This window comes from Glaciecola punicea ACAM 611 (genome assembly GCF_000252165.1).
Taxonomy (GTDB): Bacteria; Pseudomonadota; Gammaproteobacteria; order Enterobacterales; family Alteromonadaceae; genus Glaciecola; species Glaciecola punicea.
Window position 1 is genome coordinate 174,614 of record NZ_BAET01000007.1, and the last position, 26,922, is coordinate 201,535.

Consider the following 26,922-nt stretch of genomic DNA (forward strand, 5'->3'; position numbering starts at 1 on the left):
CAATTCAATTTAATAGAATAACAGGAGTTAATTTTGACGCGTTTCATACAGATAATAATATTAGTTGGTCTAACTGTTTTTGCGCTTAACGTAATGTCTAATGTGCCTGATAAGCCCAAAGACTTTATAGCGAATAAACAAATTCTCAGCGGCATGATAGATATAATGCATGAGCCAGCAACAGACTCAGTATTTTTGCGTTTGGACAAACAGCAGCTAAGTAACACCTACATTTTTCAAAGTAGCTTACCCCAAGGGATTGGTTCAAATGATATTGGCCTAGATCGCGGACAGCTTGGCGATACCCGCTTGGTTAAATTTGAGCGCTTCGGCAATAAGCTGCTGTTGAATCAGCTAAACACAGACTATCGTGCGGTGACTGACAACGTCGCTGAGCGTAAAAGTATTGACGAAGCCTTCGCCAGTTCAGTCATCGCAGGCTTTGAAATAGTCAATGAAACACCCACCACCGTATCGATTAACTATACCGCGTTTTTGCTATCTGATATCCATGGTATTGTAGATCGCCTCGAGCGCATAGGACAGGGCGCTTATAGCCTAGATACAGCTCGTTCGGGCATATACTTACCGCGCACTAAAGCGTTCACCAACAACATCGAATTAGAAGCATTAGTCACCTTTGGCGGCTCACCAAAAGGTCAGTTTATTAAAGATGTGACGCCCGATCCAAAAAGTGTATCGGTGCACTTACATCATTCTTTCATCGCTTTACCAGACGATAATTATCAAACGCGACAGTTTCATCCCTTTTCAGGCTATTGGAAACATAGTTTCATGGACTATTCCGTGCCCATTGAAGCTGACATGGAGCAGGCCTTCATTCCTCGTCATCGATTAGCGAAAAAAGACCCCCGCGCTGCACGGAGCGAGGCGGTAGAACCCATCATTTATTACCTAGACCCTGGCATTCCAGAGCCCGTCTTGAGCGCGTTAAAAGAAGGCGCCATGTGGTGGAATGAAGCGTTTGAGGCAGCCGGCTATATCAACGCATTTCAAGTTAAAGTATTGCCCGATGGCGCCGACCCTATGGATGTTAACTATAACGTAATTCAATGGGTACACCGCGCCACACGTGGCTGGTCTTACGGTAGTTCAGTCATTGATCCGCGTACAGGTGAAATTATTAAAGGTCATGTAACCTTAGGCAGTTTGCGCGTAAGACAAGACTTCTTAATCGCCACAGGTTTCACCGCGCCTTACACATCTTCGTCTGCTAATGAACTTGATGATACTAGCAAAGAACTCACCCTAGCACTTGACCGAATAAAGCAGCTATCGGCGCATGAAGTTGGGCACACCCTTGGCATTGCGCATAATTTTGCGGCAAGTGAAAACGATAGAGCGTCGGTAATGGACTACCCGCACCCACTTATCGAATTAACAAACGGTAAAATAGATATATCAACGGCATACGCATCAGGAATAGGAGATTGGGACAAATACGTTATTGCCTATGGCTATCAAGATTTTGCCGACAAACAGGAAGAACCTGCAGCCCTATTAGCCCTTGTAAAGAATGCCATAGACACTGGTTTTTTGTATAAATCAGACCCTGACGCGCGTATTTCGAAAAGAGCCTCTGCCAACGGCCATTTGTGGGATAATGGCAAAAATGCAATCGCTGAGTTTAAGCGGGTAAGCGAAGTGCGAGAATTTGCTTTAAATCAATTCGGTAGCGACAATTTACCGTTTAATGGGAACTACTCAGATTTAGAAAGAAGGTTAGTGCCGGTGTATTACTCACATCGATACCAGTTAGACGCGTTGGTGAAACAAATATCGGGGGTCAACTATCGCTATTCGGTTAAGCAGGATCAACAGGCAGCGAATGTGAGCTTTGTGGATGGAAAGCAGCAGGAACGTGCTTTAGGTCTTATAATACAAAGCGCCACAGCCGATTATTTGCGCCTGCCACAGGACTTAATAGCGCAAATTCCGCCCAAAGCCTACGGCAGTCAACGAACCCGAGAGAGTATGCCTTCAAGAATGGGCATTGCTTTTGATCCCATAACGGCAGCAGAGTCAATTAGTGCGCACACGCTTGCTATATTACTTCAGGCTGAACGGCTAAACAGACTCGGTTTTCAGCATGCAATGTACACAGATATTCCCTCGGTAACCAAAGTAAGCACCTTGGTATTTAACCGGCTGATTAAAAATAACGACCCAGATAGATTAAGCCAGCGCATTAAAATGGTGGCGCTGTCGGTATTTTTTGATGCACTAGCTAATGATGAACTAAGCCCTGATGCCAAGCTAGAAATGCAGAACGTATTAATCGATTATCAAAAATGGCTGAAGAAATACGACGATAAGCTAGCCAATAGAGTTCTGCTTAAGCATGTTGAGCATTATTGGCAGCACGACAAATGGCCTATGGCCGTTGTGCTAAAGCCTATGCCGCCGGGATCGCCCATTTAGTTGTCGGTCAACAACATAAATGTTAATACGGTAAGATCTAATCTTGCCGTATTAATTTGAGGGTTTGATTGCTTAACAAGAGAGGCTAACAAGAAAGGCTAAATTACACGACTGTATCGTAGCTTATGGGCAGGACTCATCAGGTATTGATCGAAGCTCATGCAAATGTTGCGCACCAGCAAGCGCCCTCTGGAACGTATAGTAATACTGTCTGAATTGTTTGTGACTAAATTGTCACGTTCAAATGGCTGCAGCTGCTGCAAACAATCTTTAAAATATGCGTCAAAATCAATCTCAAATTTTTCGCTAAATTCTGCTTTGTTCACGTAAAAGTTGCACATCAGCTGATTAATAATAGCTCGATGAATTATGTCATCATCGTTTAAGGCAAGGCCTTTTTCAAGCAGGGGTTGCAAGCCGTCTATGGCCTTATAATATTCACCTAGTTTTTTTACATTTTGAGCATAGGCGCTGCCTAAACTACTGATTGATGAAACTCCTAAGCCCAACAAAGCGTCAGACTGATCGCTGGTATACCCTTGAAAGTTTCTAGATAAAGTACGTGCTTTTGCTGCCAGACTGAGTTCGTCACTTGGTTTAGCAAAATGATCCATGCCAATAAATTTATAGCCTTGATTGCACAAAGTAGTAATACTTTGCTGAAATAAAGAAAATTTGGTGTCGCTTGACGGCAACCATTCATCTTTAATTTTGCGCTGTGCGGGAAACAAACTAGGCATATGCGCGTAACTGAATAAGGATATTCGGTCTGGGTCCATGCGGTTGACTTGCTTGAGCGTATTGGCAAGTTTATCTGCATCTTGGCTTGGCAAACCGTAGATAAGATCGATATTAACGGAGGCAAAACCAAGATCTTTGGATCTTGCAATAAGTTCGCAGATGAAGTCGGTGCTTTGTACGCGATTTATTCTTTCTTGCACACAGGGGTTTACGTCTTGCACACCAATGCTGAGTCGGGTAAATCCGATATCTCGCAGTTCGTCAATATACTGAAGGTCAATCTGGCGGGGATCTATTTCAATGCTCTGCTCTATACTGTCGGCAAAGGTATAGCTGCTGCGAGCTTCCTGTAACAAGGCGTTCAACTGTTGGGCGCTCAAACAGCTAGGCGTTCCGCCGCCAAAATGCACTGAGCTTACTTCAAATCCTGCAAATTGAGTGGCTCTAAGGCGAATTTCCTGCTTTAAATAAGACAAATATTTAGCAAGCTTATCTTGATTACGAGTGACTATTTTATTGCAGCCACAGTAATAGCAAAGTGAATGACAAAACGGAATATGGAAATAAAGCGACAGGCTAGGCTTTATTTTTGTAGTTTTTAAGCGGGCAACACTATGATCAAAATCAGCTTCGTTAAACGCTTTGTTAAATGCCAATGCGGTTGGATATGACGTATAACGCGGGCCCGCGATGTTGTATTTGTCTAGCATGTTTTTGTCAAAAAATTCGGCAGCGCGCATAAATGTGGCTCTTGTAAAAATGGTAAACCGACAATAGCAGGCATTGAAACATGAGCACTTGATCTGCATTAAACAATGGGTATATTTTCGGTTGATGTACTTATATCAAGATAAACAATTACTATTATACTCATAAAACAATTAACCTTAAATTTACAATTGTAAATGGAAAAAAAATGGCACAAATGATTTTAGTACGTCATGCCCAAGCTTCGTTTGGTGCGCATGATTATGATAACTTGAGCGACTTAGGTCACCAGCAGGCCGCCTTACTAGGGGATTATTTTGCCCAGCGCAAACAAAGCTTCGACTTGGTGGTTGCTGGCAATATGCTTAGGCATAAACAAACCGCTGGCGGTATTGTAGGCCAAAGTAATAAGCATATTATTACGACTGACGCAGGCTGGAACGAGTTTGATTTTGAAACGATTGTCGCTGCCTATTTACAAGCAAGCCCAGAGCAAGCACCTGTGTCTGGTGCGCCGCGAAGCCAGTGGTATAGAGTCTTAAAAAAAGCCATGCTGGCGTGGTCAAACGAATCACTGGTATTGTTAGGCGGTGAAACGTGGGTGCAGTTTTGTGCCCGTGTGCAAGAAAGCGCGCAAAGCATCCACCAAAGCGATCATCAAAATGTACTGGTAGTGAGTTCAGGTGGGGCAATGGCAGTATTTTTGATGGCCTTGCTAAATACATCGGTAGAACAGGCTATTGCCTTTAATTTACAAATTAAAAACACCAGCGTGAATCACTTTTATTTTAACCGCGCGGGTTTTCAATTAAATAGCTTTAACAATGTGCCTCACTTAGATACGTTCGCACATTTAGCAAAAATTACTTACAGTTAATAGCCGCAAAAACGGCAAGGAGAACACCGTGAATTTTGATCATAGTAGCAAAGTCCAAGATTTGATGGCAAAGCTGTCTACCTTTATGGACACAGAAATTTATCCTATTGAAGAGCATTATCATAATTTAGTTGCCAGTAGTACTGACCGCTGGCAAACACCCCAGCTTATGGAAGCACTCAAAGACAAGGCGAAAGCCCAAGGCTTATGGAATTTATTTTTACCCAAAGAGTATTTACCGCACGGTGCTGGCCTAACTAACTTGGAGTATGCGCCGCTGTGTGAATTAATGGGCACAGTAATGTTCAGCTCTGAGGTATTTAACTGTAGCGCGCCCGACACTGGCAATATGGAAGTAATAGCCAAATATGGTACGCAAGCACAAAAAGATAAATGGTTGTTACCCCTTCTAAACGGTGAAATACGCTCTGCTTTTGCTATGACTGAGCCTGAGGTTGCCTCCTCGGATGCTACAAATATAGAAACCAGCATCGAAAATAAAGGCGACCACTACCAAATTAACGGGCGTAAGTGGTATACCAGTGGCGCAATGAACAATAACTGCAAAATTCTCATTGTAATGGGAAAAACTGACCCATCGGCCGCGCGTCATGAACAGCAGTCTCAAATTTTGGTGCCACTTAATACTCCAGGCGTTACCGTGGTAAGACCAATGGCGGCAATGGGGTATTTAGACGAGCCCATTGGCCATGCCGAGGTGTTGTTTGAAAATGTCAAAGTTCCTAAGGAAAATTTAGTATTAGGGGAAGGCCGCGGTTTTGAAGTGGCGCAAGGACGATTAGGTCCAGGTCGTATTCATCACTGCATGCGCTTAATTGGCTGCGCTCAGCGCGCGCTAGACATGACCTGCGAGCGGGTCGAAAACCGCATTGCCTTTGGCCAACCTTTAAGCAAGCAGCAGTCTGTGCGCGAAAGTATTGCGCAAATGTACTGCAAAATTGAACAAGCACGATTACTCACACTAAAAGCCGCTGACAACATGGATAACTACGGCAATAAAGTCGCTAAAAATATTATTGCCGCCATTAAAATAGTCGCACCTAAAATGGCCTGTGAAGTAATTGACGAAGCGATTCAAATACATGGCGCCTTAGGTACGTCTCAAGACACTATTTTATCGGCAACCCTCGCCTATGCTCGCACTATTAGACTAGCCGATGGCCCTGATCAGGTGCATATGATGCAGTTAGGTAAAAACCTTGTGCTAGGCCGTAACAAGAAATTATAAAGGAGTCATCTTTAATGAAAGCAATCTTATGTAAGTCATTTGCACCCGTATCTGAATTAGTTTACGAAGAAGTCGACACGCCTAGTGCAGGTAAAGGCGAGGTATTAATTGACGTTGTGGCAGCTGGCGTAAATTTTCCAGACAGCCTGCTGGTGCAGGGGCTGTATCAGATGAAACCTGAACTGCCGTTTATTCCAGGCACCGAAGTCTCTGGTACTATTTCGCAAGTAGGTGAGGGTGTTTCTAATCTGACAGTAGGCATGAAAGTTATTGCCATGTGCCAGCTAGGCGGCTATGCACAAAAGGTAGCGGTGCCGTACATGCAGGTTATGCCCATTCCTGATGCTATTCCTTTGCAAGAAGCATCGGGTTTGTTAACCGCGCATGCTACTGCACACCACGCTTTAAAACAGCGAGCGCACTTACAATCTGGGGAAACCTTGCTAGTGACAGGTGCAGCTGGCGGAACCGGACTTGCTGCGGTGCAAATTGGAAAAACAATGGGCGCGACCGTTATTGCCGTGTGTTCAAGCGATGAGAAGTGTAAAGTAGCTAAACAAAACGGCGCCGACATTACTATCAATCATAGCCAACAAGATTTAAAAGAAACAGTAAAAGCCCTCACCAAAGGAAAAGGCGTAGACGTAGTTTACGAATGCGTGGGCGGCGATACGTTTCATGCCTGTACGCGCGTAATGGCGTGGTCAGGACGCTTGCTTGTTATTGGTTTTGCAGGTGGTGACATTCCTAAGTTTCCGGTAAATCTTGCACTGGTTAAAGGTTTCTCCGTGGTGGGGGTGTTCTGGGGGTCTTTTACTCAGCACCAACCACAAGATTTTATGATGAATATGAAAGAATTGGTAACATGGTACACGCAAGGCAAAGTAAAAGTGGTGGTAGATGAAGCTTTTAGTTTAGCAAACGCGGTTGACGCGATTAATAAAGTGACGTCGCGCTTGGTAAAAGGAAAAGTGATTTTACTGCCGTAAGATAACGCTGCCGTAAAATAAAAAAGTGACCTCCGGGGGTGGGTACAAGTAATTTTTTCGACATGATACTTCTGCAAGCTGAGTTGTGTTTACGGCATTACTATACAAAACAACTCAGGTGGAGAGCGATACCTTGGCGATACAATCGTATTACATAAAATACTCTACATGAGCTTGAATAAAGAATGTAGCGATGAATTAATAGGCTATTAGCCATTAGTTAAGGGTGTAAGCGCTCTATAAAGCAATCATTTGCAGGCCTTTAAAATAATAGCGCTAATATCAAAGTGGTTCTGGCAACGATCCCTGCTAGAAGATTGGCCTTGCTTATCAGCATGTGCAGATGTAGTAAACTAGTCGCTACAATCAAACTTGCTTATTGTGGTGTATAACAGCAATAAATTAGCGGTAAACGCTTACTTGTTTTAACATTTTGTTAATAAAATAATGTAGGTTCAAATAGGTTACGGTGGTGATAGTGAGTGTAGTCAATTATGCAGTTAACGAAAATATATGCATTATAAGCATGGCTAATAAGCCTGTGAATGCACTTTCAAAGGCTATAAGAACAGGTTTAATAGATGCCATGAATATGGCTTTAGCCAATGACAATGTTGAAGCAATCGTCATTACAAGCGAGTTAGCCTTGTTTAGCGCCGGCGCCGATATCTCAGAATTTTCAAGTGGTGATTTAGCGCCAATTTTACCTGATGTGCTAACGCTTGTTGAAAACAGCAGCAAACCTGTTGTTGCGGCGGTTAACGGCGGTGCTTTTGGCGGCGGTTTAGAATTAGCCTTGGCATGTCATTATCGACTAAGCACAAATCACAACAAAGTCGGCCTTCCGGAAGTACACTTAGGCATACTCCCAGGTGCAGGCGGCACGCAACGCCTGCCTCGTTTAATTGCACCTGAAAAAGCGTTGCAAATGATTGTTACGGGAGCGCCAACGTCGGTAAAAGCCATAAGCGAGCTGTTTGTCAGTATTGTTGAGCCAAGCGAGTTGTTGGTGCAAGCCATAAAAGTAGCAAAACAAGCGGTGGGTAAAGTAATTCCAGCCACAAGTCTCATAAAATTAAGCAGCAGCCCCGAAATTGAGGCCTTATGTGAGCAAACGAAAGTGCAAACCAGCGCTAAGGCACGTGGTTTTTTTGCTCCTGCAAAATGTATCGAGGCTGTAAAAGCTGCTTTTGAATTGCCTTTTGCCCAAGGACTCAAGCGAGAAGGTGAATTATTTGAAGAGTGTATGCATACCCCCCAGGCTCGCGCGCAACAACATTTCTTTTTTGCTGAACGCGTCGCCGGCGCACTTCCCCAAATTGCTAAAGACACTGCGCTTCGAGACATCAAACAAGTAGCCATAATCGGTGCCGGCACAATGGGTGGCGGTATCGCCATGAATTTTGCCAATGTTGGTATTCCGGTGGTACTGCTCGAGCTAGAACAAGCGGCGCTTGACAAAGGTCTAGAACTGATACGTCGTAACTACGAAAACTCAGCGAAAAAAGGCAAGTTGACCCAAGAGCAAGTAGAGCAGCGTATGGAATTGTTAACGGGCACAACCTCCTATGACGATTTGTCAGAGGTAGATTTGGTGATAGAGGCTGTATTTGAAAAAATGTCGGTTAAAAAGCAAGTCTTTGAAGCACTTGATAAGGTGTGTAAGCCAGGTGCAATATTAGCCAGTAATACCTCTACCCTCGATTTAGACGAAATTGCGCAGTGCACATCTCGTGAGCAAGACGTAATAGGCTTGCATTTCTTCTCGCCTGCTAACGTAATGAAACTGCTTGAAATAGTGCAGGGCGCAAAAACAGCAGACGATGTAATAAAAACAGCGATGCATTTAGCCAAGACCATTAAAAAGGTGGGCGTGCTGGTGGGCGTATGTTTTGGTTTTGTGGGCAACCGAATGATAGAAGTGTATGGTCGAGAAGCCGGAAGACTTATGTTAGAAGGCGCTACACCGCAGCAAATCGATAAAGTGATATATGATTTTGGCCTGCCAATGGGCCCTTTCACCATGGGTGATATGGCAGGTTTAGATATTGGTTATTTTGTGAGGCAGTCGCGCAAAGAGTTTATCAGTCACGATCCATCTTATTGCACTGTGGCTGATGAACTAGTTGAAGCTGGCAGGGTGGGCTTAAAAGCTGGGAAGGGCGTGTATTTATATGATGCAGGAAGCCGTTCGCCCATACCCGACCCAAGCGTACTTGATATCGCCAAAAGAAAGGCGAAAGAACTAGGCATTCAACGGCGCGATATAAGCGATCAAGAAATTCTTGAACGCTGTATATACCCACTAATAAACGAGGGAGCCAACATCCTATTAGAAGGCATTGCCCAGCGAGCTAGCGACATTGACGTCATTTACGTGTATGGGTATGGGTTTCCTGTATATCGCGGAGGGCCTATGAAGTTCGCGGACGAAATAGGCGTGAAAGAAGTATTAGCAAGAATGAAGCATTATGAAACAGCTTTAGGCGAATATGGTAAACATTGGTTTACACCGTCGCCACTTTTGGAAGAACTTGCTCAAAAACAGCAAACATTTGCGGGTTTCAAAGCGTAATCATCACGATAAATTAATTATAAAGGTAGTAAACATGCAAAATTATAAAGCGCCACAGCGCGACACACTATTTATAACCCACGAATTATTAGATATGCAGTCGCACTATAAAAAACTTGGTTTTGAAGATGCAAGCGAAGACCTGATAAGAGCAATTTACGCAGAGGCGGGAAAGTTTGCTGAAAACGTGCTCGCTCCCATCAACGCAATTGGCGATCAACAAGGGTGTAAAATAGACGACGGCGTTGTTACCACCCCTGACGGTTTTAAAGAAGCCTACGCGACTTATGTTGAAGGTGGTTGGCCGTCAATGGCGCATCCTGAAGAGTTTGGCGGCCAAGGCTTACCTTATTCACTCGCTACCTCTATGGCGGAATGGTTTTCAGGGGCTAACCATTCATGGGCCATGTATCCGGGCTTGAGTCAAGGCTGTATGGAAACCTTAAAAGGACACGGTACTAAAGAACAGCAAGACTTGTACTTGCTAAAACTAATCGAAGGTTCATGGACCGGCACAATGTGCCTAACTGAGTCACACTGTGGATCAGATCTAGGCATGCTTAAATGTAAGGCCCAGCCAAACGACGACGGTACCTATAGCTTAACAGGTACTAAAATATTTATATCAGCCGGTGAACATGACATGTCAGACAACATTATTCACCTTGTATTGGCAAGATTGCCAGACGCTCCCGCTGGTACAAGAGGCATTTCCTTGTTTATAGTGCCTAAATTCAACCTTGATGAAAAGGGTGAACCAGGCGAGCGCAACGCGGTTAAATGTGGCTCTATTGAGCATAAAATGGGTATTAAGGGCAGCGCGACCTGCGTGATTAATTTTGATGGTGCTACAGCGCACTTAATTGGCCAAGCTAACCGCGGTTTGAACTGCATGTTCACGTTCATGAACATTGCCCGTATAGGCACCGGTGTTGAAGGTTTATCTGCCATTGAAGCAGCGTTTCAAGGCGCATTAGCCTATGCACAAGACCGCACCCAATTCCGTTCAATGACTGGCGTGAAAAATCCAGAAGGTCCTGCCGATCAAATTATTGTTCATCCAGATGTGCGGCGCATGCTATTAACCCAAAAGTCTTTAGCCGAGGGTAACCGAGCATTAGCCAACTACTGCATGAAGCTGGTGGATATTACCACTTACGGCAAAGATGAAGCTGAAAATAAAATAGCCGATTCTAAACTAGCTCTGTTAACGCCAATCGTAAAAGCATTCTTAACAGAGACTGCGCAAGAAGCGACTAGCTATGGTATGCAGGTATATGGCGGACACGGCTATATTGCAGAATGGGGCATGGAACAATTGGCTCGCGATACCCGCATTTGTACCATGTATGAGGGCACGACCGGTATTCAAGCCATTGACTTATTGGCACGAAAAATAATGGGATCTAAGGGCGAACTGCTTAATGTTTTCACTAAAGAAATTAAGGATTATTGCGCTCAGGTTAGAGGTGAATCGCAATTCACCACATGGATAAACTCAGTTGATTCTCATGTTGATGAATGGCTACAAATCACCCAAGACATTGGTAAAGCAGCCGCTAATAACCCTGACGAGTTAGGCGCAGCGTCGGTCGATTATTTAATGTATGCAGGCTATGTAACGGTAGGTTATTTCTGGCTACAAATGGCCGTAGTCGCGCAGAAGAAGCTAGACGAGGGCACTACAGAAAAAGATTTTTATGAAGCTAAAATACACACTGCTAAGTTCTATTTCGATCGAATGCTGTCGCGCACGCGCTCACTTGTGTCATCAATTCATTCAGGCAGCGACAATCTGATGCAAATGAAACCAGAGCTGTTTAAAGTAGGTTAAGCGCTTAGCCGAATTAGGGCTCATTGTCAGCAACTTGTATTGTTGGCAATATAAAGTTGCTAATTATAGACTGAGAATTAAAACTAAAGGTGGGCATATTAGCCCACCTTTTTTTTGGTGCAAGCAAAGCTGTTAGCACGCAACACTTTTAGGAATCACATAGGCGCATGCATATTCAGCAAAATTCTATCGCATTGTCAAACACCACAATTACTTATTTGCACGCAGGAGAGGAGATAAGCGTGGTAAATAAACCCATCATGATAATGCTGCATGGATTTCCAGAAAACAGCTGGAGTTGGGAGTATTATTTATATCACTTTAGTGACACCCATCATGTTTACGCGCCTGATTTACCCGGTTATAATTTTAGTCTCGGTTTAGGCGATGCCAAAAACTATACAATAGAAAACTTAATAACCTGCATGGCTGAATTTATTGAAAGCGTGAACAAAGGCCAAAAAATAGTCTTAGTTGCACATGATTGGGGCGGCGCCATCGCTTGGCCGTTAGCCGCGTTTCACGCCCCGCTAATAGATAGAATTATTATTATGAATGCAGCCCACCCTTCAACGTTTACGCGCGAAATGGCAAGCAATATCTTACAACAGCAGCGCTCTGATTATATTACTGACTTAATATCCGAAGAAGGATACGCGTTGGTGACTGCAGACAATTTTTACCGCTTGAAAAAGTTGTACGGCGGCTGGTTTACTAAATTATCTGCGCTGCAACAGGTGCATTATTTAGCCCAATGGGATGACCGATTGAGCATGCAACATTCGTTTGCCTACTACAAATGCATGCCCAACTTAGTGACCACTAGAATTCAAGGCAAGCAGACCCTAAAACTGCCTAATATTCGTATCCGCGTGCCTACTTTAGTGCTGTGGGGTATGAAAGACACCGCATTTGTCCCAGAAGTGCTAAATGGCTTAGATAATTGGGTCGAGCACCTGCAGATAATTAAATTTGATGATGCGAACCACTGGCTGCATCATCAACTACCCGAGCAGGTAAGCGTTTGCATGCGCAAATTTTTGGTCCCATAAACTTTCAATGGTCCTAGACGTGCCGAAACGTTGCGCTATTGCTAAGTATTCTTATTATACAGGGCTTGTGCTTTCGTCTATAGGCCTTAGCCGTGATCGTAGGCTTTTGCAACCTCCGCAATTTGATCGCGCATCCATTGATGGGCAGCATCATGATCGGCGCTTAAATGCCAATATAAAAAGTATTCAATGCGGGGGAGCTCAAATGGTAATTCAAACATTGCTAGCTCGTAGTGTTTTGCCAAATGATAGGGCATACACACGATAAGATCAGACTTTGAAACCGCGCTAGGCGCGGTTAAAAAGTGTTGACCGCGCATTACGACCCTTCTTTTTTTGCCGAGCTTGTCTAAGGCTACATCCACAGGTCCTGGACCTGATTTACGTTGAGAAATATTAATGTGACCTAATTTCAAAAAGTCATCCATGTTCATACTATTTTTTACCACAGGGTGGTTTTTTCTGGCGAGCACAACAAAGCGGTCAGTGGCAATAACTTGCTTCTTCAAATGAATATCGCTGAAGGTAGAGGCATCGGCATAAAAGTCTAAATTACCAGATGCCATCGACGAGACTATTTGCTGGCGAGGTATTTCATAGTTGGTGAGAGTAATATTTGGCGCGGTGTGCTGCAATTGCGCCAATAACCTAGGCATAATGCTCACTTCGAGTAAATCTCTGCTAGCAAAGTTAAATACTTTGGTGGAGGTTTCAGGCTCAAAAATATGACTTTGTTGAACACTCTTACGCAGCAGTCCTAAGGCCTGCCTTGCTGGCACTATAATGTTTTGCGCGACTGGAGTAGGTGTCATGGAGTGGCCGGTTCTAACAAAAAGAGGATCGTTTAACATGTCGCGTAAACGTGCCAGCGAATTACTCACCGCAGGCTGGGTAATGCATAAAACATCTGCTGCTTTGGTTAAACTGCCAGCGGTATAAATAGCATCAAAAACAGCAAATAAGTTAAGGTCGATTCTATGCAGGTTCATAAATACAAGTTCCTGGGTTAACTATCATAATTATTAATAAGTGATTAACATAATAGATAAGTTGATGTATAAATCAAATGAATAGTATAAATAATTTTCAATTAGAATAACGAATAAGGCCAGCCCATGGATATTATGCACTTGGCAGTAGGAAGCACTCACGAAAGCCCCAATTTACACAGGGTGACTCAAGAACAAATTCAAAAGTTTGCCGACGCAACAGGCGATCACCAATGGATACACCTCGATAGCGAAAAATGTGCAAAACTTAGTCCTTACAAAACAACCATTGCCCACGGTTTTTTAACGCTGTCGCTGATGCCGCAAATGTTTGCCGAGGCTATTGTTGTTAATCCGAAAACAACAACCATGATCAATTATGGCATGGATTCTTTGCGTTTTATTGAAGCAGTTCGGGTTAATGATAAAATTAAGTACGTGTTTACCCTAGTCAATATAGAAAATAAGTCGACTGGTAATTTATATAAATTTGAAGGTAAAGTGCTAATAGAGGGTAGACAGAAACCTGCTTTAATTGGCACCTTTTTGACACTAGTATTAAAAGCAAAGGACTAAAATTTACACTTTAGTTTACCTGGCTAGACCATATTTATAGCTTATAGATACAGATAAATAACATTTTATTTACAATTTATCATCTAAAGCCTAATATCTTTGAAGCGTTCGCATGCGTGGACGTAAAAAAATAATAAAGTGCATTTCGACTAATGCACCCACACTGGGGATAGCATATGAAATTTACAGGTAAAAAAACCATTATTGCTGCATTTGTAGCAACGCAGATGCTCGCACTACCAACACTAGCAATTGCACAAGAACAAGAACAAGAAGATGAAGCCAGCCAGGTAGAACTTATTATGGTAACGGGCAGTTTTGTTAGGCGCAGTGAAAATTTCGAATCACCTTCACCTCTCGCCGTAGTGGACAGTATTGCAATAGACGCAATTGGTGCTAAAAATATTGCTGATATTACACAAACTTTAACGATTAATTCGGGTGCTGAAAATAACCCTGACGCTTTTACTCAAAATGCAACAGCAGGGACATCGAATATTAATTTACGCGGGCTAGGCGTTGCGTCAACTCTTGTGCTGTTGAACAACCGTCGGCAAGTAGTAAACTCACAGCAAACTAACGAGGGACTCAACTTTGTAGACACAAGCTCGCTGGTGCCAATGATTGCAATTGATCGCGTTGAGATTATAAAAGATGGCGCTTCCGCTTTGTATGGCTCTGATGCCGTAGCGGGTGTTGTCAACTTTATTACCAAACGACAATATGACGGCGCCAAAGTCTCCTTTGATTATCAAGATGGTGCTCATGGCAACAACAAAGAGTATGTCATTCAAGGCTTATTTGGTGCAACGGGCGAAAAAGGCAATGTGATGGCAGCACTTAGTTATACTAATCGCTCCCCTTTATTTTTAAGTGACAGACGTTTGTCTCGTCCGCAAGATGATACCAGTGCTTTGGGAAATCCAGGCACATTCTTTATTGGTGCGTTGCCTATTATTGACCCTACAGGCTGTGCCGAATTTGGTGGTTTTCCAAATCCAATTCCAACTCTGCAAGGGCTAACTCCGTTTGAAGAAGGTACCTGTGGGTTTGATTTCGGTCCGGGCTACTCTTACGTCCCGGATGAAACGCGAGTTAATGCCTATTTCAAAGCAAACTATGATATTACTGACACACTTCTTTGGAGCACCGAGGTTGGTATAGCAAGAAATAGGGCGGAGCGTGGAGGCGCACCAAGTTTTCCTAATCTTCGTGGCCCTATCGTACCAGCTACCCATCCAAACAACGTTTTCGGTAGGCCGGTTATGTTCTTTGGGCGTGCTGAAGGCAACGGATTTGACGCTGACCCAGCTAACACCGAGTCAGATACCTTTAGATTTAACACATCCCTGCAAGGTGAGTTAGAAAACGGCTTTTGGGAGGTCAGTTATACTAACGCCACCAATAATTTCTTATTTAGAGTAGAAGATGTTCTAAACACTGAATTTAACCTAGCCCTAAATGGTTTTGGCGGGGCCGAGTGTAATCCGGTTACCGGCACACCGGGTGAGGGCGGTTGTGAATACTTCAACCCATTTGCTACCTCCTATACAACATCTCCTAACTCTCAATATGTTATTGACTCGTTTTCGGCAGATCAAGTAATCGATTCTAAGTCTACTTTAGAAGTTATCGAAGGATTTGCGTCATTCGATATTTTTGAAATGGATGGTGGCGCCGCAGGTCTTGCACTTGGACTGCAATATCGTGAAGAATCTTTGATGCAGGACTATGACAAGTTATCAAATGAAGACAGCTTTTCGTTCGTAATAGGTAACCCTGATTTTGACGACAGTATAAGTGTTATTGCGGCATTTGCCGAAATAGCGTTGCCAGTAACCGAAGATTTAGATATTCAAATTGCTTTACGTTTTGAAGACTACGGTGGCACGGTAGGTAACACCGTTGATCCAAAATTTGCGTTCAACTACAGAGCAACTGAAGATTTCTCTGTACGTGCTTCTATCTCAACTTCGTTCAGAGCACCTTCTGTGTTTATGCAAAACGGTGGTGCCACTAGTTTGCAGCAGTTGAATGATCCACTTATAAACGCTAATGCATTTGCCGCCGTAAGAACTTCAGGGAATGCCGACCTTACGCCTGAAGAGTCTACCGCTTATAACATTGGGTTTTCTTTGGAGCCTATCGACGATTTAACAGTAGAAGTTGATTATTGGAACTTTGATTTTAAAGACCTAATTATTCAAGAAAGTGCACAAGCAATCTTGTCCTTAAATCCTAGTGACACAACTCGTATAATAAGAGCTGGAGATCCACTTACCGGACCTTTAATTCAAGTGAATAATACATTTGTGAATGCGAGTTCACTTAATACATCAGGTTTTGATTTTGTTACTAGCTACAAAATAGAGACCGAGGGCATGGGTCGATTTACGCCTACATTGCAAATGACTTATGTTACCGAGTATGAATTAGACGACCCACAGGCCGGCATAATTGATGGAGCAGGCAGACGTAATTTCACGAACATTGGTGTTTCATCACCTGAACTACGCGCTAATTTGGGATTGAATTGGACTAACGGCGCTTATAGTGCAAATATTTTTGCGCGTTATATTAGCGCTTACGACGACGATCAGAACTGCGCCGATGGCGGGCCTATTGCAGCTGGTTGTTCAGCACAAGGACTAAAAGAAGTTGAGAGCCACACGATTTTTGACGGACAAATAAATATTGATATAAGTCAGTTGCTGGGTACACAAACAAGCTATTTACTTAGCCTTGGAGCTATTAATATGCTTGATGAAAACCCTCCACAGCTTTTCACTAACAGTGGCTTTGATTCAAAAGTACATGACCCTCGAGGACGTCAGGTATACGCAAGATTCGCTGTAGAATTTTAATCAACTAGGCACTATTAATAGACAATTTGCTTGCTAACGCTTGTTAAAACTACAAAACGGCTTCTTTTTGAAGCCGTTTTTGTCAGCGTCATATTCTAGCAGATGGTGATCTGCTTTTAGTCTGCAGTCGTTTATATTGTTATGATGTAGACATTAACTCGATACGCTAGAGGAACTTACATATGCCAAATAAACTAAGCGATAAAGAAATAAATCACCATTTGCAACTTTTAAATGAAAAGGCGGGGGATAATAAATGGCAAATAAAAGACGACAAGCTACATAAAACATTTACCTTCAAGAGCTTTATTAGAGCGTTTGGGTGGATGACACAAATTGCGATTTGGGCTGAAAAATTAAAGCATCACCCTGAATGGTTCAATGTTTACAATAAAGTGGTAATTGATTTAACGACACATGATGTGAATGGTATAAGTGAGCTTGATTTTGAACTCGCAAGTAAAATGGAACAGTTTTGCTCATAAAACGAGCTATACATTTCGTTTTGTGTAAACTTTGTGCAAGCAGTAAAAATATCGTATTTAGCAGTTGCATACTAAATTCTGCTATGTATAATACGCCCAACTTGAAGAGACAGAGTTCAAGTTAACCGGAATTCAAACGCGGGATGGAGCAGTCTGGTAGCTCGTCGGGCTCATAACCCGAAGGTCGTAGGTTCAAATCCTGCTCCCGCAACCACCTTAAAAACCACGCTTAGCTGCGTGGTTTTTTATTTGCGATATTGTCGCGGTGCTAGTACAATTACAAACTTGAGTAACGAACTCCCTGAATGTTTGCATAGTCTGAGAATATCTATGTTAGAAGTCATTACAAAGCAACGTTAAAGCAAGCAGGTATGACTAAATCTACTGCGTAGGTTTTATCAAAATGTACAAGCAGCTATTACTATTTTGTGTCAGCAGCATCAAATAACTTGAACTTAGGTAATAGCTCCGCATGCTCGGGGCTTTTTTGTTTCTGTCACGCACTTAAAGCAATGTTTATTGGGCTATAAGCCCTTTTTTTATATGTATAAATGGAGTTGGGATTGTCACAGCTTGAAAAGAAATTAACACAAATGCTTGAAGCTCCCGTCGAGGCGGTTGGTTTTGAGCTAGTAGGCGTAGAATTTATTCGTGCTGGTAAGCATTCTACCTTGCGAATATATATCGACTCTGAAAATGGTGTCGAAATAGAAGACTGTGCAGACGTAAGTCGCCAAGTCAGTGCCGTACTAGACGTTGAAGATCCTATTACCAATGAATACAATTTAGAGGTTTCATCACCAGGTATGGACAGACCTCTTTTCAAACCTGAACATTATAATCAGGTACTTGGACAAACCATAACCATAAAACTACAAATGCCGCAAAACGACAGGCGTAATTTTAAAGGTACATTACAAAGTTGCGACGAACGTAGCTTTGTAATGGTCGTAGACAATGAAGAGTTCGAACTGGCTTATGACAATGTGCTAAAAGCCAACTTAGTGCCAGAATTTGAGTAAATTTATTATGTTCTTAACATCAGCTATGAGGCGAAGATGAGCAAAGAAATACTACTAGTAGCAGAAGCAGTTTCAAATGAAAAACAAGTGCCAAAAGAAAAAATATTTGAAGCTTTGGAGTTTGCATTAGCAAGTGCCACTAAAAAGAAAAGTGAGGGTAATATAGAAGTCCGTGTCGCTATTAATCGCGAAACAGGCGCTTTCGATACTTTTCGTCGCTGGATGGTAGTTGCGGACGATATTGTGCAGGAAAATCCCTTTGCTGAAATAACTATTTCAGCGGCACAAATCGACGAACCTGATATCCAATTAGGTGAATTCGTTGAAGACCAAATTGATTCAATTGCATTTGACCGGATTACTACACAAACCGCTAAGCAAGTAATTGTACAAAAAGTGCGTGAAGCCGAGCGCGACCAAATGATAGCCGAATATCAAGATAGAGTAGGCGAGCTGGTAACAGGTACGGTCAAAAAAGTAAACCGTGAAAATGTACTTATCGACTTAGGAAACAACGCAGAAGGGGTTATTTTAAGAGAAGATATGCTGCCTCGCGAAACTTTTCGTCCAGGCGATCGGGTGCGTGGACTACTTTACGTTATCCGCCCAGAAGCACGCGGTGCACAGTTATTTATTAGCCGTACTCATCCCGACATGTTAGTTGAATTATTCAGATTAGAAGTGCCAGAAATAGCAGAAGAAACATTGGAAATTAAAGCATGTGCTCGCGACCCAGGCGCACGCGCTAAAATTGCAGTGAAAACCAATGACAAACGCTTAGACCCTGTTGGCGCCTGCGTAGGCATGCGTGGTTCACGAGTGCAAGCTGTTTCAAGTGAATTAGGCGGCGAACGCGTAGACATCGTTCTGTGGGATGAAAACCCAGCCTCGTTCGTTGTGAATGCGATGTCTCCAGCTGAAGTTTCTTCGATAGTGGTTGATGAAGACGCCAATTCGATGGACATTGCTGTAGAGCCCGATAACCTAGCTCAAGCTATAGGTCGTAACGGTCAAAATATTCGCTTAGCTAGTCAGCTTACCGGATGGGAACTTAACGTGATGACGGTAGCTGACTTGACTACTAAACACGAAGCAGAGAATCAAAAAGTACTATCAGTGTTTACTGAAGGGCTAGAAATTGATGAAGATTTTGCGCTGTTATTAGTCGACGAAGGTTTTACGAGTTTAGAAGAAATAGCCTACGTGCCTATTAGTGAGTTACTCGACATTGAAGGACTAGATGAAGAGCTTGTTGAAGAACTTCGCAGTAGAGCAAAAGCCACCTTAACAACCCGAGCGCTAGCGAATGAAGAATCGCTAGAGTCGGCACAACCGCAGCAAGAACTTCTAGATTTAGAAGGCATGGATAAGCACATAGCGTTTATACTAGCGAGCCGCGGCATCACCAACCTTGAGTTGTTAGCTGAACAAGGCACCGACGAAATTAGTGACATTGAAGAGTTAAGCGAAGCGAAAGCGGGTGAGCTCATCATGGCAGCGAGAAACCTCGTTTGGTTTAACGAAGAATAGGTCAATAGGAGAATTATTCGATATGGCAGAAGTTACCATAGAAAAGTTAGCAAGTGATATAAGCACGACTGTTGACCGATTATTAAAGCAATTCAAAGATGCAGGCATAGACAAAGCAGCCGCAGATAATGTAACTGAAGAAGAAAAGCAGAAACTGCTCGATTTTTTAAGTAAACAACATGGCGGCGAGGGCGCAAAAGCGCCTATGAAAATGACTCTTCAACGTAAAACAACCACGACGCTCAACTTAGGCAAGTCTAGAGCGGTTAAAGTAGAGGTACGTAAGAAACGCACCTACGTTAAACGTTCAGACGCTGATTTAGAGCGCTTAGCACAAGAAGAAGTGCAGCGTAAAGCCGATGACGAGGTACGCCAAGAATTAGAGCGCCAAGTAGCTGAAGCCGCTAAAGCCGAAGCGGTGGAAAAAGCTAAAAAAGTGGCTGAAGCGCGCAAGCAGCAAGACGCTGAAAGAGCTACACGTGCAGAAAAAGCCAAAAAAGAAGCGGAAGAACGCAAGTCTACTGACTCTAAATTAACTGATGAAGAACGCAAAGCACAAGAACTTGCTAGAGCGGAAGCTGAAAATCTTAAAAAGCAGCAAGAAGAAGAAATCCAGAAAAAACTTGAAAAAGAAGCGATCAAAGCCGCCGAAGATGCACGTAAGCTAGCCGCTGAAAACTCGCGTCGTTGGAAAGAAGAGGAAGAACGCCGCAAGAAGGATGAAGCTAAAGAAGTTCATTTGCATTCAAATCGCTATGCGCAAAGAGCTGAAGACGAGGAAGATGCGCAGATAGAGCGTGGTGGGCGTCGTCGCAAAAAGTCTAAGAAGAACGCAGGTGAAGATCTTAAACATAGCTTTAATAAGCCAGTAATGCCAGTCGAAAGGGTTGTCAAGCTAGGTGAAACAATCACCGTTAGTGATTTAGCTAGCCGTATGGCAGTTAAAGGCACGCAAGTTATTAAGACGATGATGAAAATGGGCGAGATGGCAACTATTAATCAAGTGCTTGACCAAGAAACGGCTATACTTGTGATTGAAGAGATGAATCACAAATACGAAATCGTTAATGAAAATGCGCTTGAAGAAGAGCTTATTGCAAACTCTGAAGGCGGGCAGAAAGTGTCGCGTGCGCCAGTTGTTACCATAATGGGTCATGTTGATCATGGTAAAACATCTTTACTTGATTATATTCGACGTGCAAAAGTTGCCGACAGTGAAGCCGGCGGTATTACTCAGCACATAGGGGCATATAGTGTACAAACTGACAAAGGTCGCATCGCGTTTTTAGATACGCCAGGACACGCGGCATTCACAGCAATGCGTGCACGTGGCGCAACTGCAACCGATATTGTGGTACTAGTAGTTGCTGCCGACGATGGCGTGATGCCGCAAACCAAAGAAGCCATTCAGCATTCACTTGCCGCTGGTGTTCCCATGATTGTGGCCGTAAACAAAATGGATAAAGAGTCGGCCGATCCTGATCGCGTCAGAAACGAACTTTCACAGGTGGGTGTTATCTCTGAAGAGTGGGGCGGTGATTACCAGTTTGTCAGCGTATCTGCCAAAACAGGCATGGGCGTTGACGATTTATTAGAAGCGATTAATATACAGGCCGAAATGCTTGACCTGCAGGCAATTCCTGATGGCCCAGCACGCGGTATTGTGATTGAATCTCGGCTCGATAAGGGCCGTGGTCCGGTTGCTTCAGTACTAATACAAGCCGGTGAATTACGCGCTGGTGATATTTTATTGTGCGGCGAAGAATACGGACGTGTTCGGGCAATGCGCGATGAGACAGGCGCCGATATTGAATCGGCAGGTCCTTCAACCCCTGTCGAAGTATTAGGTTTGTCAGGCATACCTATTGCTGGTGAAAGCGCGCTTGTGGTGCAAAATGAACGCAAAGCGCGTGAAGTAGCAGCAAAGCGTCATACTAAGCAGCGTGAACTTAAATTAGCTAAACAGCAAAAAGCTAAGCTTGAAAACATGTTTGCAAACATGGAAAGCGGCGATGTTAGTGAGTTAAATATTGTTCTAAAAGCCGATGTACAAGGTTCAATTGAGGCAATTGCCGACAGCTTAACAAGACTGTCTACCAGTGAAGTTAAAGTGAACATAGTAGGTAGCGGCGTAGGCGGAATAACTGAGACTGACGCTAGCTTAGCGGCTGCATCTTCTGCAATTGTCGTTGGCTTTAACGTGCGAGCCGATGCTACAGCAAGAAAAATGATTGAAGCTGAGGAAATTGATCTTCGCTACTACAGCATTATTTATGAACTAATTGACGAAGTGAAACTCGCGATGACAGGTATGTTGGCGCCAGAGTTTAGACAGCAAATCATTGGTTTAGCCATGGTTCGTGATGTGTTTAAATCACCTAAAATTGGCGCAATCGCAGGCTGTATGGTAACTGAAGGCGTAATTAAACGTAGCAATCCAATTCGTGTACTGCGTGAAAACGTAGTTATATATGAAGGTGAGTTAGAATCATTGCGCAGATTTAAAGACGATGTTCAAGATGTCAAAAAAGGCATTGAATGTGGTATTGGCGTTAAAAACTATAACGACGTTAAAGTAGGCGACCAAATAGAAGTATTTGAGATTGTTGAAGTTAAACGCGAGTTATAGCACTTAATAAAACCAAATAGGACGGAGGCCATGTGCCTCCGTTTTTGTCACTATGCTATTTACACACAGTGTAGTAATAGTAAAAAAGGTAAAGATATGGCCAGAGAATTTTCTAGAACCGACAGAGTTGGTCAACAAATTCATAAAGAGGTAGCAAGTATACTTCAGCATGAATTCAAGCACCGTGAGCCAGAAGTAGGCATGATTACTGTATCGGGCGTTGAGGTCTCGAGAGATCTTGCGCATGCAAAGATATTTGTTACATTCTATAGCAACAGTCCTGAAAAAATAAATGATGACTTTGAAAAACTACAAGAGTCTAAAAGCTTTGTAAGGGGTTTATTAGGCCGACGAATAAGAATGCGTAACGTGCCCGCCGTACACTTTTTCAAAGATAGTTCCATAGAAGAAGGTGCGCGTATTTCAGCCTTAGTGAATATAGCGGTGGCTTCTGACAAAGCTAAGCACATTGGTGAGGAAAACCACGATGAAGCTTCTGATACACATTCAACAAAGAATAGCGATGAATAAATGGCGCGAAAAAGAAAAGGGCGCCTAATAAACGGAATATTATTAGTTGATAAACCACAAGAAATATCTTCAAATCAAGTGGTTCAGCGTGTTAAGCGTATTTATAAAGCGGCTAAAGCCGGTCATACAGGTGCCCTAGACCCTTTAGCCACAGGTTTATTACCAGTATGTTTAGGTGAGGCGACCAAGTTTTCTCAGTTCTTACTTGATGCTGATAAAAGTTACTTTGTAACCGCAAAGCTAGGCGAAAGAACCGACACTTCAGACGCCGACGGCGAAATCGTAGAATCAAGGCCCGTACTAGTAAATGAAGCTGATATAAAGGACGCCATTAAGCACTTCATTGGCCCAATTAAGCAAATTCCATCTATGTTCTCAGCGCTTAAGTATGAGGGCAAGCCTTTATATTTTTATGCTCGTCAGGGTATTAACATAGACAGACCAGCGCGAGATATCACAATTCGTAGTATTGAATGGATCAGCCTAATTGGGGATGAACTATCATTAAACGTGAGCAGTTCTAAAGGAACCTACATTAGAACTTTAATTGACGATTTAGGTCAAATGTTAGGCTGTGGGGCGCATGTTATCGTGCTTCGTAGAACGGCAGTTGCCCACTATAAAGCGTCACAAATGCTGACATTTGATGAGCTTGATTTCTTAGTTGAAGCTAGTCGTGATATACAAAATAGCCAGCTCAATGGTCCAAAGTCACTGCATGAAGCTGAAGACTTCACAGATCTAGATAACTTGCTGCTGCCCATGGATACACCTATAGAGGCGCTAGCAAGAGTTGAAATTTCAGAACAAGATACTTTGTATTTTCAGCAGGGTCGCAATATTATAATAGCGTCTAGTTTGCTTGACAATATACAAGTAGCGGAAGTTGTTCGCGTTTATCAAGCCACTAGCAATCTCTTTTTAGGCGTTGCCAGTGTGGACGACGCAAACATGATACACCCGAAGCGTGTAGTGGTTTACTAAGATTTTATTGCGCATATGTTATGCAAAACAGGTAAGAATTGGAATAAGCACTTGCGCTAGTTTAATTAATCTTTATACTACGCCCTCACTTTGCGAACCTGAATTAGTGATTGGGTTCGTTTCACATTATTTTTTGGAGATATTATGTCACTAACTACAGTAGAAACAGCTAAAATAATTGCCGAGCACGGCCTTAAAGAAGGCGACACAGGTTCACCTGAAGTACAAGTTGCTTTGCTTACTCACAACATTAATAAGTTACAAAGTCACTTTGCAGACCATAAAAAAGATCACCATTCTCGTCGCGGGCTTTTAAGAATGGTAAGTCAGCGCAGAAAACTTCTTGATTATTTAAAGCGCAAAAATGCTCAGCGCTATTTAAACATTATTAAGCTTTTAAGCATTCGCCGCTAGGCACTTGCGTCAGTATAAATTTAGTTAAAAAAAGCATCTTAAAGATGCTTTTTTTATATTTATATTTTATGTTTAAGTGGTTATGAAGTCACAGTACATCGCCATTTTTTCTGATCTGTTTATCAGACAATCTTATTGGCAACCTCATCTAGTTTGTTTTCAAGCTGCTGGATTTTTTGTAACAAGGTAGTATTTCTTTTTTCCAACAAAATAAGCTTTTCTGTCATGTCTCTAAGCGATTGAACTTGGGCTGTATTTTTTTGCCTGTTGTCGTCTAGCTTAGCGTCTAGCGTTAACATTTCATTTGCTTGAGCATTCACCTTTGTATTTACGCCGTCTATACGCGACTGCATGTTAGCGGCAGCAGTTCTATTGTCTGCTAGCTTATTTTCTAATTCTTTACTTAAGCGACTGGCATCTTTTTGAAAACCTGTAAATTCCGTATTCAGTGCTTTTATTTCTTGTTGATTTTTGCGCCATGCAGAAGCCCATAACTTATCCATTTGATCCCACAGTTCTTCGCTTTTTTCGGCAAGTTCACCCACTTTAACCTGCAGTTCAACTGTAGAGTTACCCATTTCTTCTCCAGTAGCGGACAACCTGTCTTCAAGAGATTGAATTCTACTCGCACTTTGTGCGAGTACTTTTTGATTTTGCACATTAGCGCTATACAAATAGGCTGAAGCAGCACAGGCAATAACGGCAACAATTAGAACAAGGCTGGTGAACGAATTGTTGCTTTTAGGTGCACCTGCACTTGTTTTAGCGCTGCCTTGTCGATTTCCTGCCGATGGGATCCTGTCGCTCAATTCAATATTTATGGGTTCGAAATCTTTGTCTTTGGGATCGTCTGACATCCATCAGGTCCTTTTATTATAAATTGTTTAACACGCTGCTGATATCATACAACAACTTGTAAAGCCTGATAACGTTTTATCGTAAATTCTACAAATAAGTCACCTTAGATCAACTGATTGGAATATAGGCTTTACACCATAGATTATTAGGTAATGCTAAAGCTGCACTGATACATATGAGGTTAAATTGAAAACTGTCATTCACCTTGGGCGTGCGGTCATTTATATTACTGGCGCGCCTTGGGATATTGATGGCGTTTTTATAAACTTTAAAACTAATCTGCCTATTAAGCGTTGGTGGATTAGATTGAGATCCGCCGCAAGCTGTCTAATATTGATGCTATGTCAGCATTAGGATTAGCGGCCACCGAGCGAACATAATCTTTATTATCTATTTGGCAGCGACTAAACATGCCAGTCGGTAAAAGGGTAAGCAATTCATCCACCGACATTGTTTTGTGAGCAAAAATGGTAAGGCCTGTTGTGGGCCGCTGCCATAGTATGAATTGGCTATGCAGTTCAACAAAATTCGCTAGCTGATTAGCCATGTCCATGTTGGCGTTGATGCGCTGAGCAAAGCCCTCTTCACCCCACGCTAAAATAGTCGCTAATAACGACACAGCGGCGGCTCCACGGGAGCCTTGCAGACCTATATTGGGGGCCACCAAATAATCAGAACCCACGCTTATAGCAACGTTGGCAATTTCCAAGTGTTTAAACAACACGAGTGCGCTTTCTTTAGGTTGAAACAGCCATTTATGCGCCGAAATAGCAACCGAATCAGCCGCTTCAATCCCCGCTAAAAGATGCGCATGCTCGTGGCTGAGCCTTAGTGGGCCGGCCCAAGCCGCGTCTACATGCACCCATGCTGCATTAGCCGCGCTTGCTATGGATAAGTCGTCAACCGCACCGGTTGCGGTAGTGCCTGCGGTAAGCACTAAGCAAGCCGAGGACAAATCACCTAGCGCATCTTTATTGATAGTGCCATTCGCGCATACGGCTATTGACTGATAGCTTAGGCCAAGTATTTTGGCCGCTTTTGCTACACTAATATGCGCAGCTTCAGAAGCTACTACCTTGGTGATCCCTTTAGCATCGCGCGCTGCCCAAAGTGCGGTTAAATTAGCAATTGTAGAGCCCGCACAAAAATGTCCACCTTGCATGCCAAAATAAGGCGACAACCAATCAATTACTATTTGTTCTGCTTGACGCGCAAAAGGGGCGGTTGCTGGATGCAATAAATTTTGATTAAGACGCGCGTTAAACATAGACGTCGCCCAAGTGATCCATGGCGTTGGCGGATCCATATGAGCTAATGCATGCGCAGAGTCTAGTGGTGCGGCTTGGCCAAGAATAAAAGGCGCGAGTGTATTTAAGGCGACATTTTCGCCGACGCCCTGTTTCGGCAGCGTAGCACTAAAATTTGTTTTATTGTTGATCCCAGGGGTTTGCTGCAAGTGCATTTCAGTAAACGACTCGCTCAATAAATCGACCGCTCTATAAAGGCTCGCATTAAAGACAAAGCTGGTATCTTTTGGCTTATTGCTCATATTTTCCTGCCGTCATTAAAACCT

Annotated in this window: 20 protein-coding genes and 1 tRNA gene; 17 read left to right on the forward strand and 4 right to left on the reverse strand. The window is 43.0% G+C overall.

Features of this window, described 5'->3' with window-relative positions:
- Nucleotides 1–93 precede the first annotated feature (93 nt).
- Nucleotides 94–2,442: a zinc-dependent metalloprotease gene (locus tag GPUN_RS03190; protein WP_081483895.1), complete on the forward strand. Its 2,349-nt coding sequence runs from the start codon at nt 94–96 to the stop codon at nt 2,440–2,442.
- 98 nt (nt 2,443–2,540) lie between these two features.
- Here the strand turns inward: GPUN_RS03190 and hemN are convergent, their stop codons facing one another.
- On the reverse strand, nt 2,541–3,923 hold the full coding sequence (gene hemN / locus GPUN_RS03195; protein ID WP_006003350.1) for an oxygen-independent coproporphyrinogen III oxidase: 1,383 nt from the start codon (nt 3,921–3,923) through the stop codon (nt 2,541–2,543).
- Between the two features lie 176 nt (nt 3,924–4,099).
- Between hemN and GPUN_RS03200 the strand changes: the two genes are divergently transcribed.
- From GPUN_RS03200 to GPUN_RS03225, 6 genes are all read left to right on the forward strand, one after another.
- Complete coding sequence (locus tag GPUN_RS03200) at nt 4,100–4,768, forward strand: histidine phosphatase family protein (RefSeq protein WP_006003351.1); 669 nt, start codon at nt 4,100–4,102, stop codon at nt 4,766–4,768.
- A gap of 28 nt (nt 4,769–4,796) precedes the next feature.
- Nucleotides 4,797–6,017 carry an acyl-CoA dehydrogenase family protein gene (locus tag GPUN_RS03205; RefSeq protein WP_006003353.1) on the forward strand — a complete coding sequence of 407 codons (1,221 nt, stop codon included), beginning with the start codon at nt 4,797–4,799 and terminating at the stop codon, nt 6,015–6,017.
- 14 nt (nt 6,018–6,031) lie between these two features.
- Nucleotides 6,032–7,006: an NADPH:quinone oxidoreductase family protein gene (locus tag GPUN_RS03210; protein WP_006003355.1), complete on the forward strand. Its 975-nt coding sequence runs from the start codon at nt 6,032–6,034 to the stop codon at nt 7,004–7,006.
- A gap of 478 nt (nt 7,007–7,484) precedes the next feature.
- Complete coding sequence (locus tag GPUN_RS03215) at nt 7,485–9,581, forward strand: 3-hydroxyacyl-CoA dehydrogenase NAD-binding domain-containing protein (protein WP_274378071.1); 2,097 nt, start codon at nt 7,485–7,487, stop codon at nt 9,579–9,581.
- Between the two features lie 34 nt (nt 9,582–9,615).
- Nucleotides 9,616–11,415 (forward strand): acyl-CoA dehydrogenase C-terminal domain-containing protein, encoded by a 1,800-nt coding sequence (locus GPUN_RS03220; RefSeq protein ID WP_006003359.1) that lies wholly within the window; start codon nt 9,616–9,618, stop codon nt 11,413–11,415.
- Between the two features lie 167 nt (nt 11,416–11,582).
- Nucleotides 11,583–12,467 carry an alpha/beta fold hydrolase gene (locus tag GPUN_RS03225; RefSeq protein WP_006003363.1) on the forward strand — a complete coding sequence of 295 codons (885 nt, stop codon included), beginning with the start codon at nt 11,583–11,585 and terminating at the stop codon, nt 12,465–12,467.
- Nucleotides 12,468–12,553: 86 nt separating this feature from the next.
- Here the strand turns inward: GPUN_RS03225 and GPUN_RS03230 are convergent, their stop codons facing one another.
- Nucleotides 12,554–13,456, reverse strand: a complete 903-nt coding sequence (locus GPUN_RS03230; RefSeq protein ID WP_006003365.1) for a LysR family transcriptional regulator — start codon at nt 13,454–13,456, stop codon at nt 12,554–12,556.
- A gap of 126 nt (nt 13,457–13,582) precedes the next feature.
- Here GPUN_RS03230 and GPUN_RS03235 point away from each other — a divergent pair, with 126 nt between their 5' ends.
- The 10 genes from GPUN_RS03235 (at nt 13,583) to rpsO (ending at nt 24,491) form a co-directional block, all read left to right on the forward strand.
- Nucleotides 13,583–14,032: a MaoC family dehydratase gene (locus tag GPUN_RS03235; RefSeq protein ID WP_006003366.1), complete on the forward strand. Its 450-nt coding sequence runs from the start codon at nt 13,583–13,585 to the stop codon at nt 14,030–14,032.
- 176 nt (nt 14,033–14,208) lie between these two features.
- The gene (locus GPUN_RS03240; RefSeq protein ID WP_006003367.1) at nt 14,209–16,896 is read left to right on the forward strand and encodes a TonB-dependent receptor plug domain-containing protein; all 2,688 of its coding nucleotides are present in this window, start codon (nt 14,209–14,211) and stop codon (nt 16,894–16,896) included.
- A gap of 182 nt (nt 16,897–17,078) precedes the next feature.
- Nucleotides 17,079–17,381: a 4a-hydroxytetrahydrobiopterin dehydratase gene (locus GPUN_RS03245; protein WP_006003368.1), complete on the forward strand. Its 303-nt coding sequence runs from the start codon at nt 17,079–17,081 to the stop codon at nt 17,379–17,381.
- Between the two features lie 137 nt (nt 17,382–17,518).
- Nucleotides 17,519–17,595 (forward strand) — tRNA-Met (locus tag GPUN_RS03250).
- Nucleotides 17,596–17,944: 349 nt separating this feature from the next.
- A complete protein-coding gene (rimP, locus tag GPUN_RS03255; protein ID WP_006003369.1) occupies nt 17,945–18,403 on the forward strand; it encodes a ribosome maturation factor RimP in 459 nt (152 codons plus the stop codon).
- A gap of 36 nt (nt 18,404–18,439) precedes the next feature.
- Nucleotides 18,440–19,933, forward strand: a complete 1,494-nt coding sequence (gene nusA / locus GPUN_RS03260) for a transcription termination factor NusA (RefSeq protein ID WP_006003370.1) — start codon at nt 18,440–18,442, stop codon at nt 19,931–19,933.
- Between the two features lie 22 nt (nt 19,934–19,955).
- Nucleotides 19,956–22,562, forward strand: coding sequence for a translation initiation factor IF-2 (gene infB, locus GPUN_RS03265; RefSeq protein WP_006003371.1), 2,607 nt, complete (start codon nt 19,956–19,958; stop codon nt 22,560–22,562).
- Nucleotides 22,563–22,658: 96 nt separating this feature from the next.
- Nucleotides 22,659–23,093 (forward strand): 30S ribosome-binding factor RbfA, encoded by a 435-nt coding sequence (rbfA, locus tag GPUN_RS03270; RefSeq protein WP_006003372.1) that lies wholly within the window; start codon nt 22,659–22,661, stop codon nt 23,091–23,093.
- The gene (truB, locus tag GPUN_RS03275; protein ID WP_006003373.1) at nt 23,094–24,077 is read left to right on the forward strand and encodes a tRNA pseudouridine(55) synthase TruB; all 984 of its coding nucleotides are present in this window, start codon (nt 23,094–23,096) and stop codon (nt 24,075–24,077) included.
- A gap of 144 nt (nt 24,078–24,221) precedes the next feature.
- Nucleotides 24,222–24,491 carry a 30S ribosomal protein S15 gene (gene rpsO, locus GPUN_RS03280; protein WP_006003374.1) on the forward strand — a complete coding sequence of 90 codons (270 nt, stop codon included), beginning with the start codon at nt 24,222–24,224 and terminating at the stop codon, nt 24,489–24,491.
- Nucleotides 24,492–24,613: 122 nt separating this feature from the next.
- Here the strand turns inward: rpsO and GPUN_RS13610 are convergent, their stop codons facing one another.
- Both GPUN_RS13610 and GPUN_RS03290 read right to left on the reverse strand, forming a co-directional pair.
- Entirely contained in the window at nt 24,614–25,348 is a 735-nt protein-coding gene (locus tag GPUN_RS13610) for a hypothetical protein (protein ID WP_006003376.1), read from the reverse strand.
- A gap of 302 nt (nt 25,349–25,650) precedes the next feature.
- The gene (locus GPUN_RS03290; RefSeq protein ID WP_006003378.1) at nt 25,651–26,898 is read right to left on the reverse strand and encodes a pyridoxal phosphate-dependent decarboxylase family protein; all 1,248 of its coding nucleotides are present in this window, start codon (nt 26,896–26,898) and stop codon (nt 25,651–25,653) included.
- Nucleotides 26,899–26,922: the final 24 nt, after the last annotated feature.

Excerpts from the sequence above, each read along its gene's own strand:
- rbfA (WP_006003372.1), top strand. The coding sequence starts at position 22,659 with ATGGCCAGAGAATTTTCTAGAACCGACAGAGTTGGTCAACAAATTCAT.
- hemN (WP_006003350.1), bottom strand. The coding sequence starts at position 3,923 with ATGCGCGCTGCCGAATTTTTTGACAAAAACATGCTAGACAAATACAAC.
- GPUN_RS03200 (WP_006003351.1), top strand. The coding sequence starts at position 4,100 with ATGGCACAAATGATTTTAGTACGTCATGCCCAAGCTTCGTTTGGTGCG.
- GPUN_RS03230 (WP_006003365.1), bottom strand. The coding sequence starts at position 13,456 with ATGAACCTGCATAGAATCGACCTTAACTTATTTGCTGTTTTTGATGCT.
- infB (WP_006003371.1), top strand. The coding sequence starts at position 19,956 with ATGGCAGAAGTTACCATAGAAAAGTTAGCAAGTGATATAAGCACGACT.
- GPUN_RS13610 (WP_006003376.1), bottom strand. The coding sequence starts at position 25,348 with ATGTCAGACGATCCCAAAGACAAAGATTTCGAACCCATAAATATTGAA.
- GPUN_RS03225 (WP_006003363.1), top strand. The coding sequence starts at position 11,583 with ATGCATATTCAGCAAAATTCTATCGCATTGTCAAACACCACAATTACT.
- GPUN_RS03220 (WP_006003359.1), top strand. The coding sequence starts at position 9,616 with ATGCAAAATTATAAAGCGCCACAGCGCGACACACTATTTATAACCCAC.
- truB (WP_006003373.1), top strand. The coding sequence starts at position 23,094 with ATGGCGCGAAAAAGAAAAGGGCGCCTAATAAACGGAATATTATTAGTT.
- GPUN_RS03240 (WP_006003367.1), top strand. The coding sequence starts at position 14,209 with ATGAAATTTACAGGTAAAAAAACCATTATTGCTGCATTTGTAGCAACG.
- GPUN_RS03190 (WP_081483895.1), top strand. The coding sequence starts at position 94 with ATGTCTAATGTGCCTGATAAGCCCAAAGACTTTATAGCGAATAAACAA.
- GPUN_RS03245 (WP_006003368.1), top strand. The coding sequence starts at position 17,079 with ATGCCAAATAAACTAAGCGATAAAGAAATAAATCACCATTTGCAACTT.
- rpsO (WP_006003374.1), top strand. The coding sequence starts at position 24,222 with ATGTCACTAACTACAGTAGAAACAGCTAAAATAATTGCCGAGCACGGC.
- GPUN_RS03235 (WP_006003366.1), top strand. The coding sequence starts at position 13,583 with ATGGATATTATGCACTTGGCAGTAGGAAGCACTCACGAAAGCCCCAAT.
- nusA (WP_006003370.1), top strand. The coding sequence starts at position 18,440 with ATGAGCAAAGAAATACTACTAGTAGCAGAAGCAGTTTCAAATGAAAAA.
- GPUN_RS03210 (WP_006003355.1), top strand. The coding sequence starts at position 6,032 with ATGAAAGCAATCTTATGTAAGTCATTTGCACCCGTATCTGAATTAGTT.
- GPUN_RS03290 (WP_006003378.1), bottom strand. The coding sequence starts at position 26,898 with ATGAGCAATAAGCCAAAAGATACCAGCTTTGTCTTTAATGCGAGCCTT.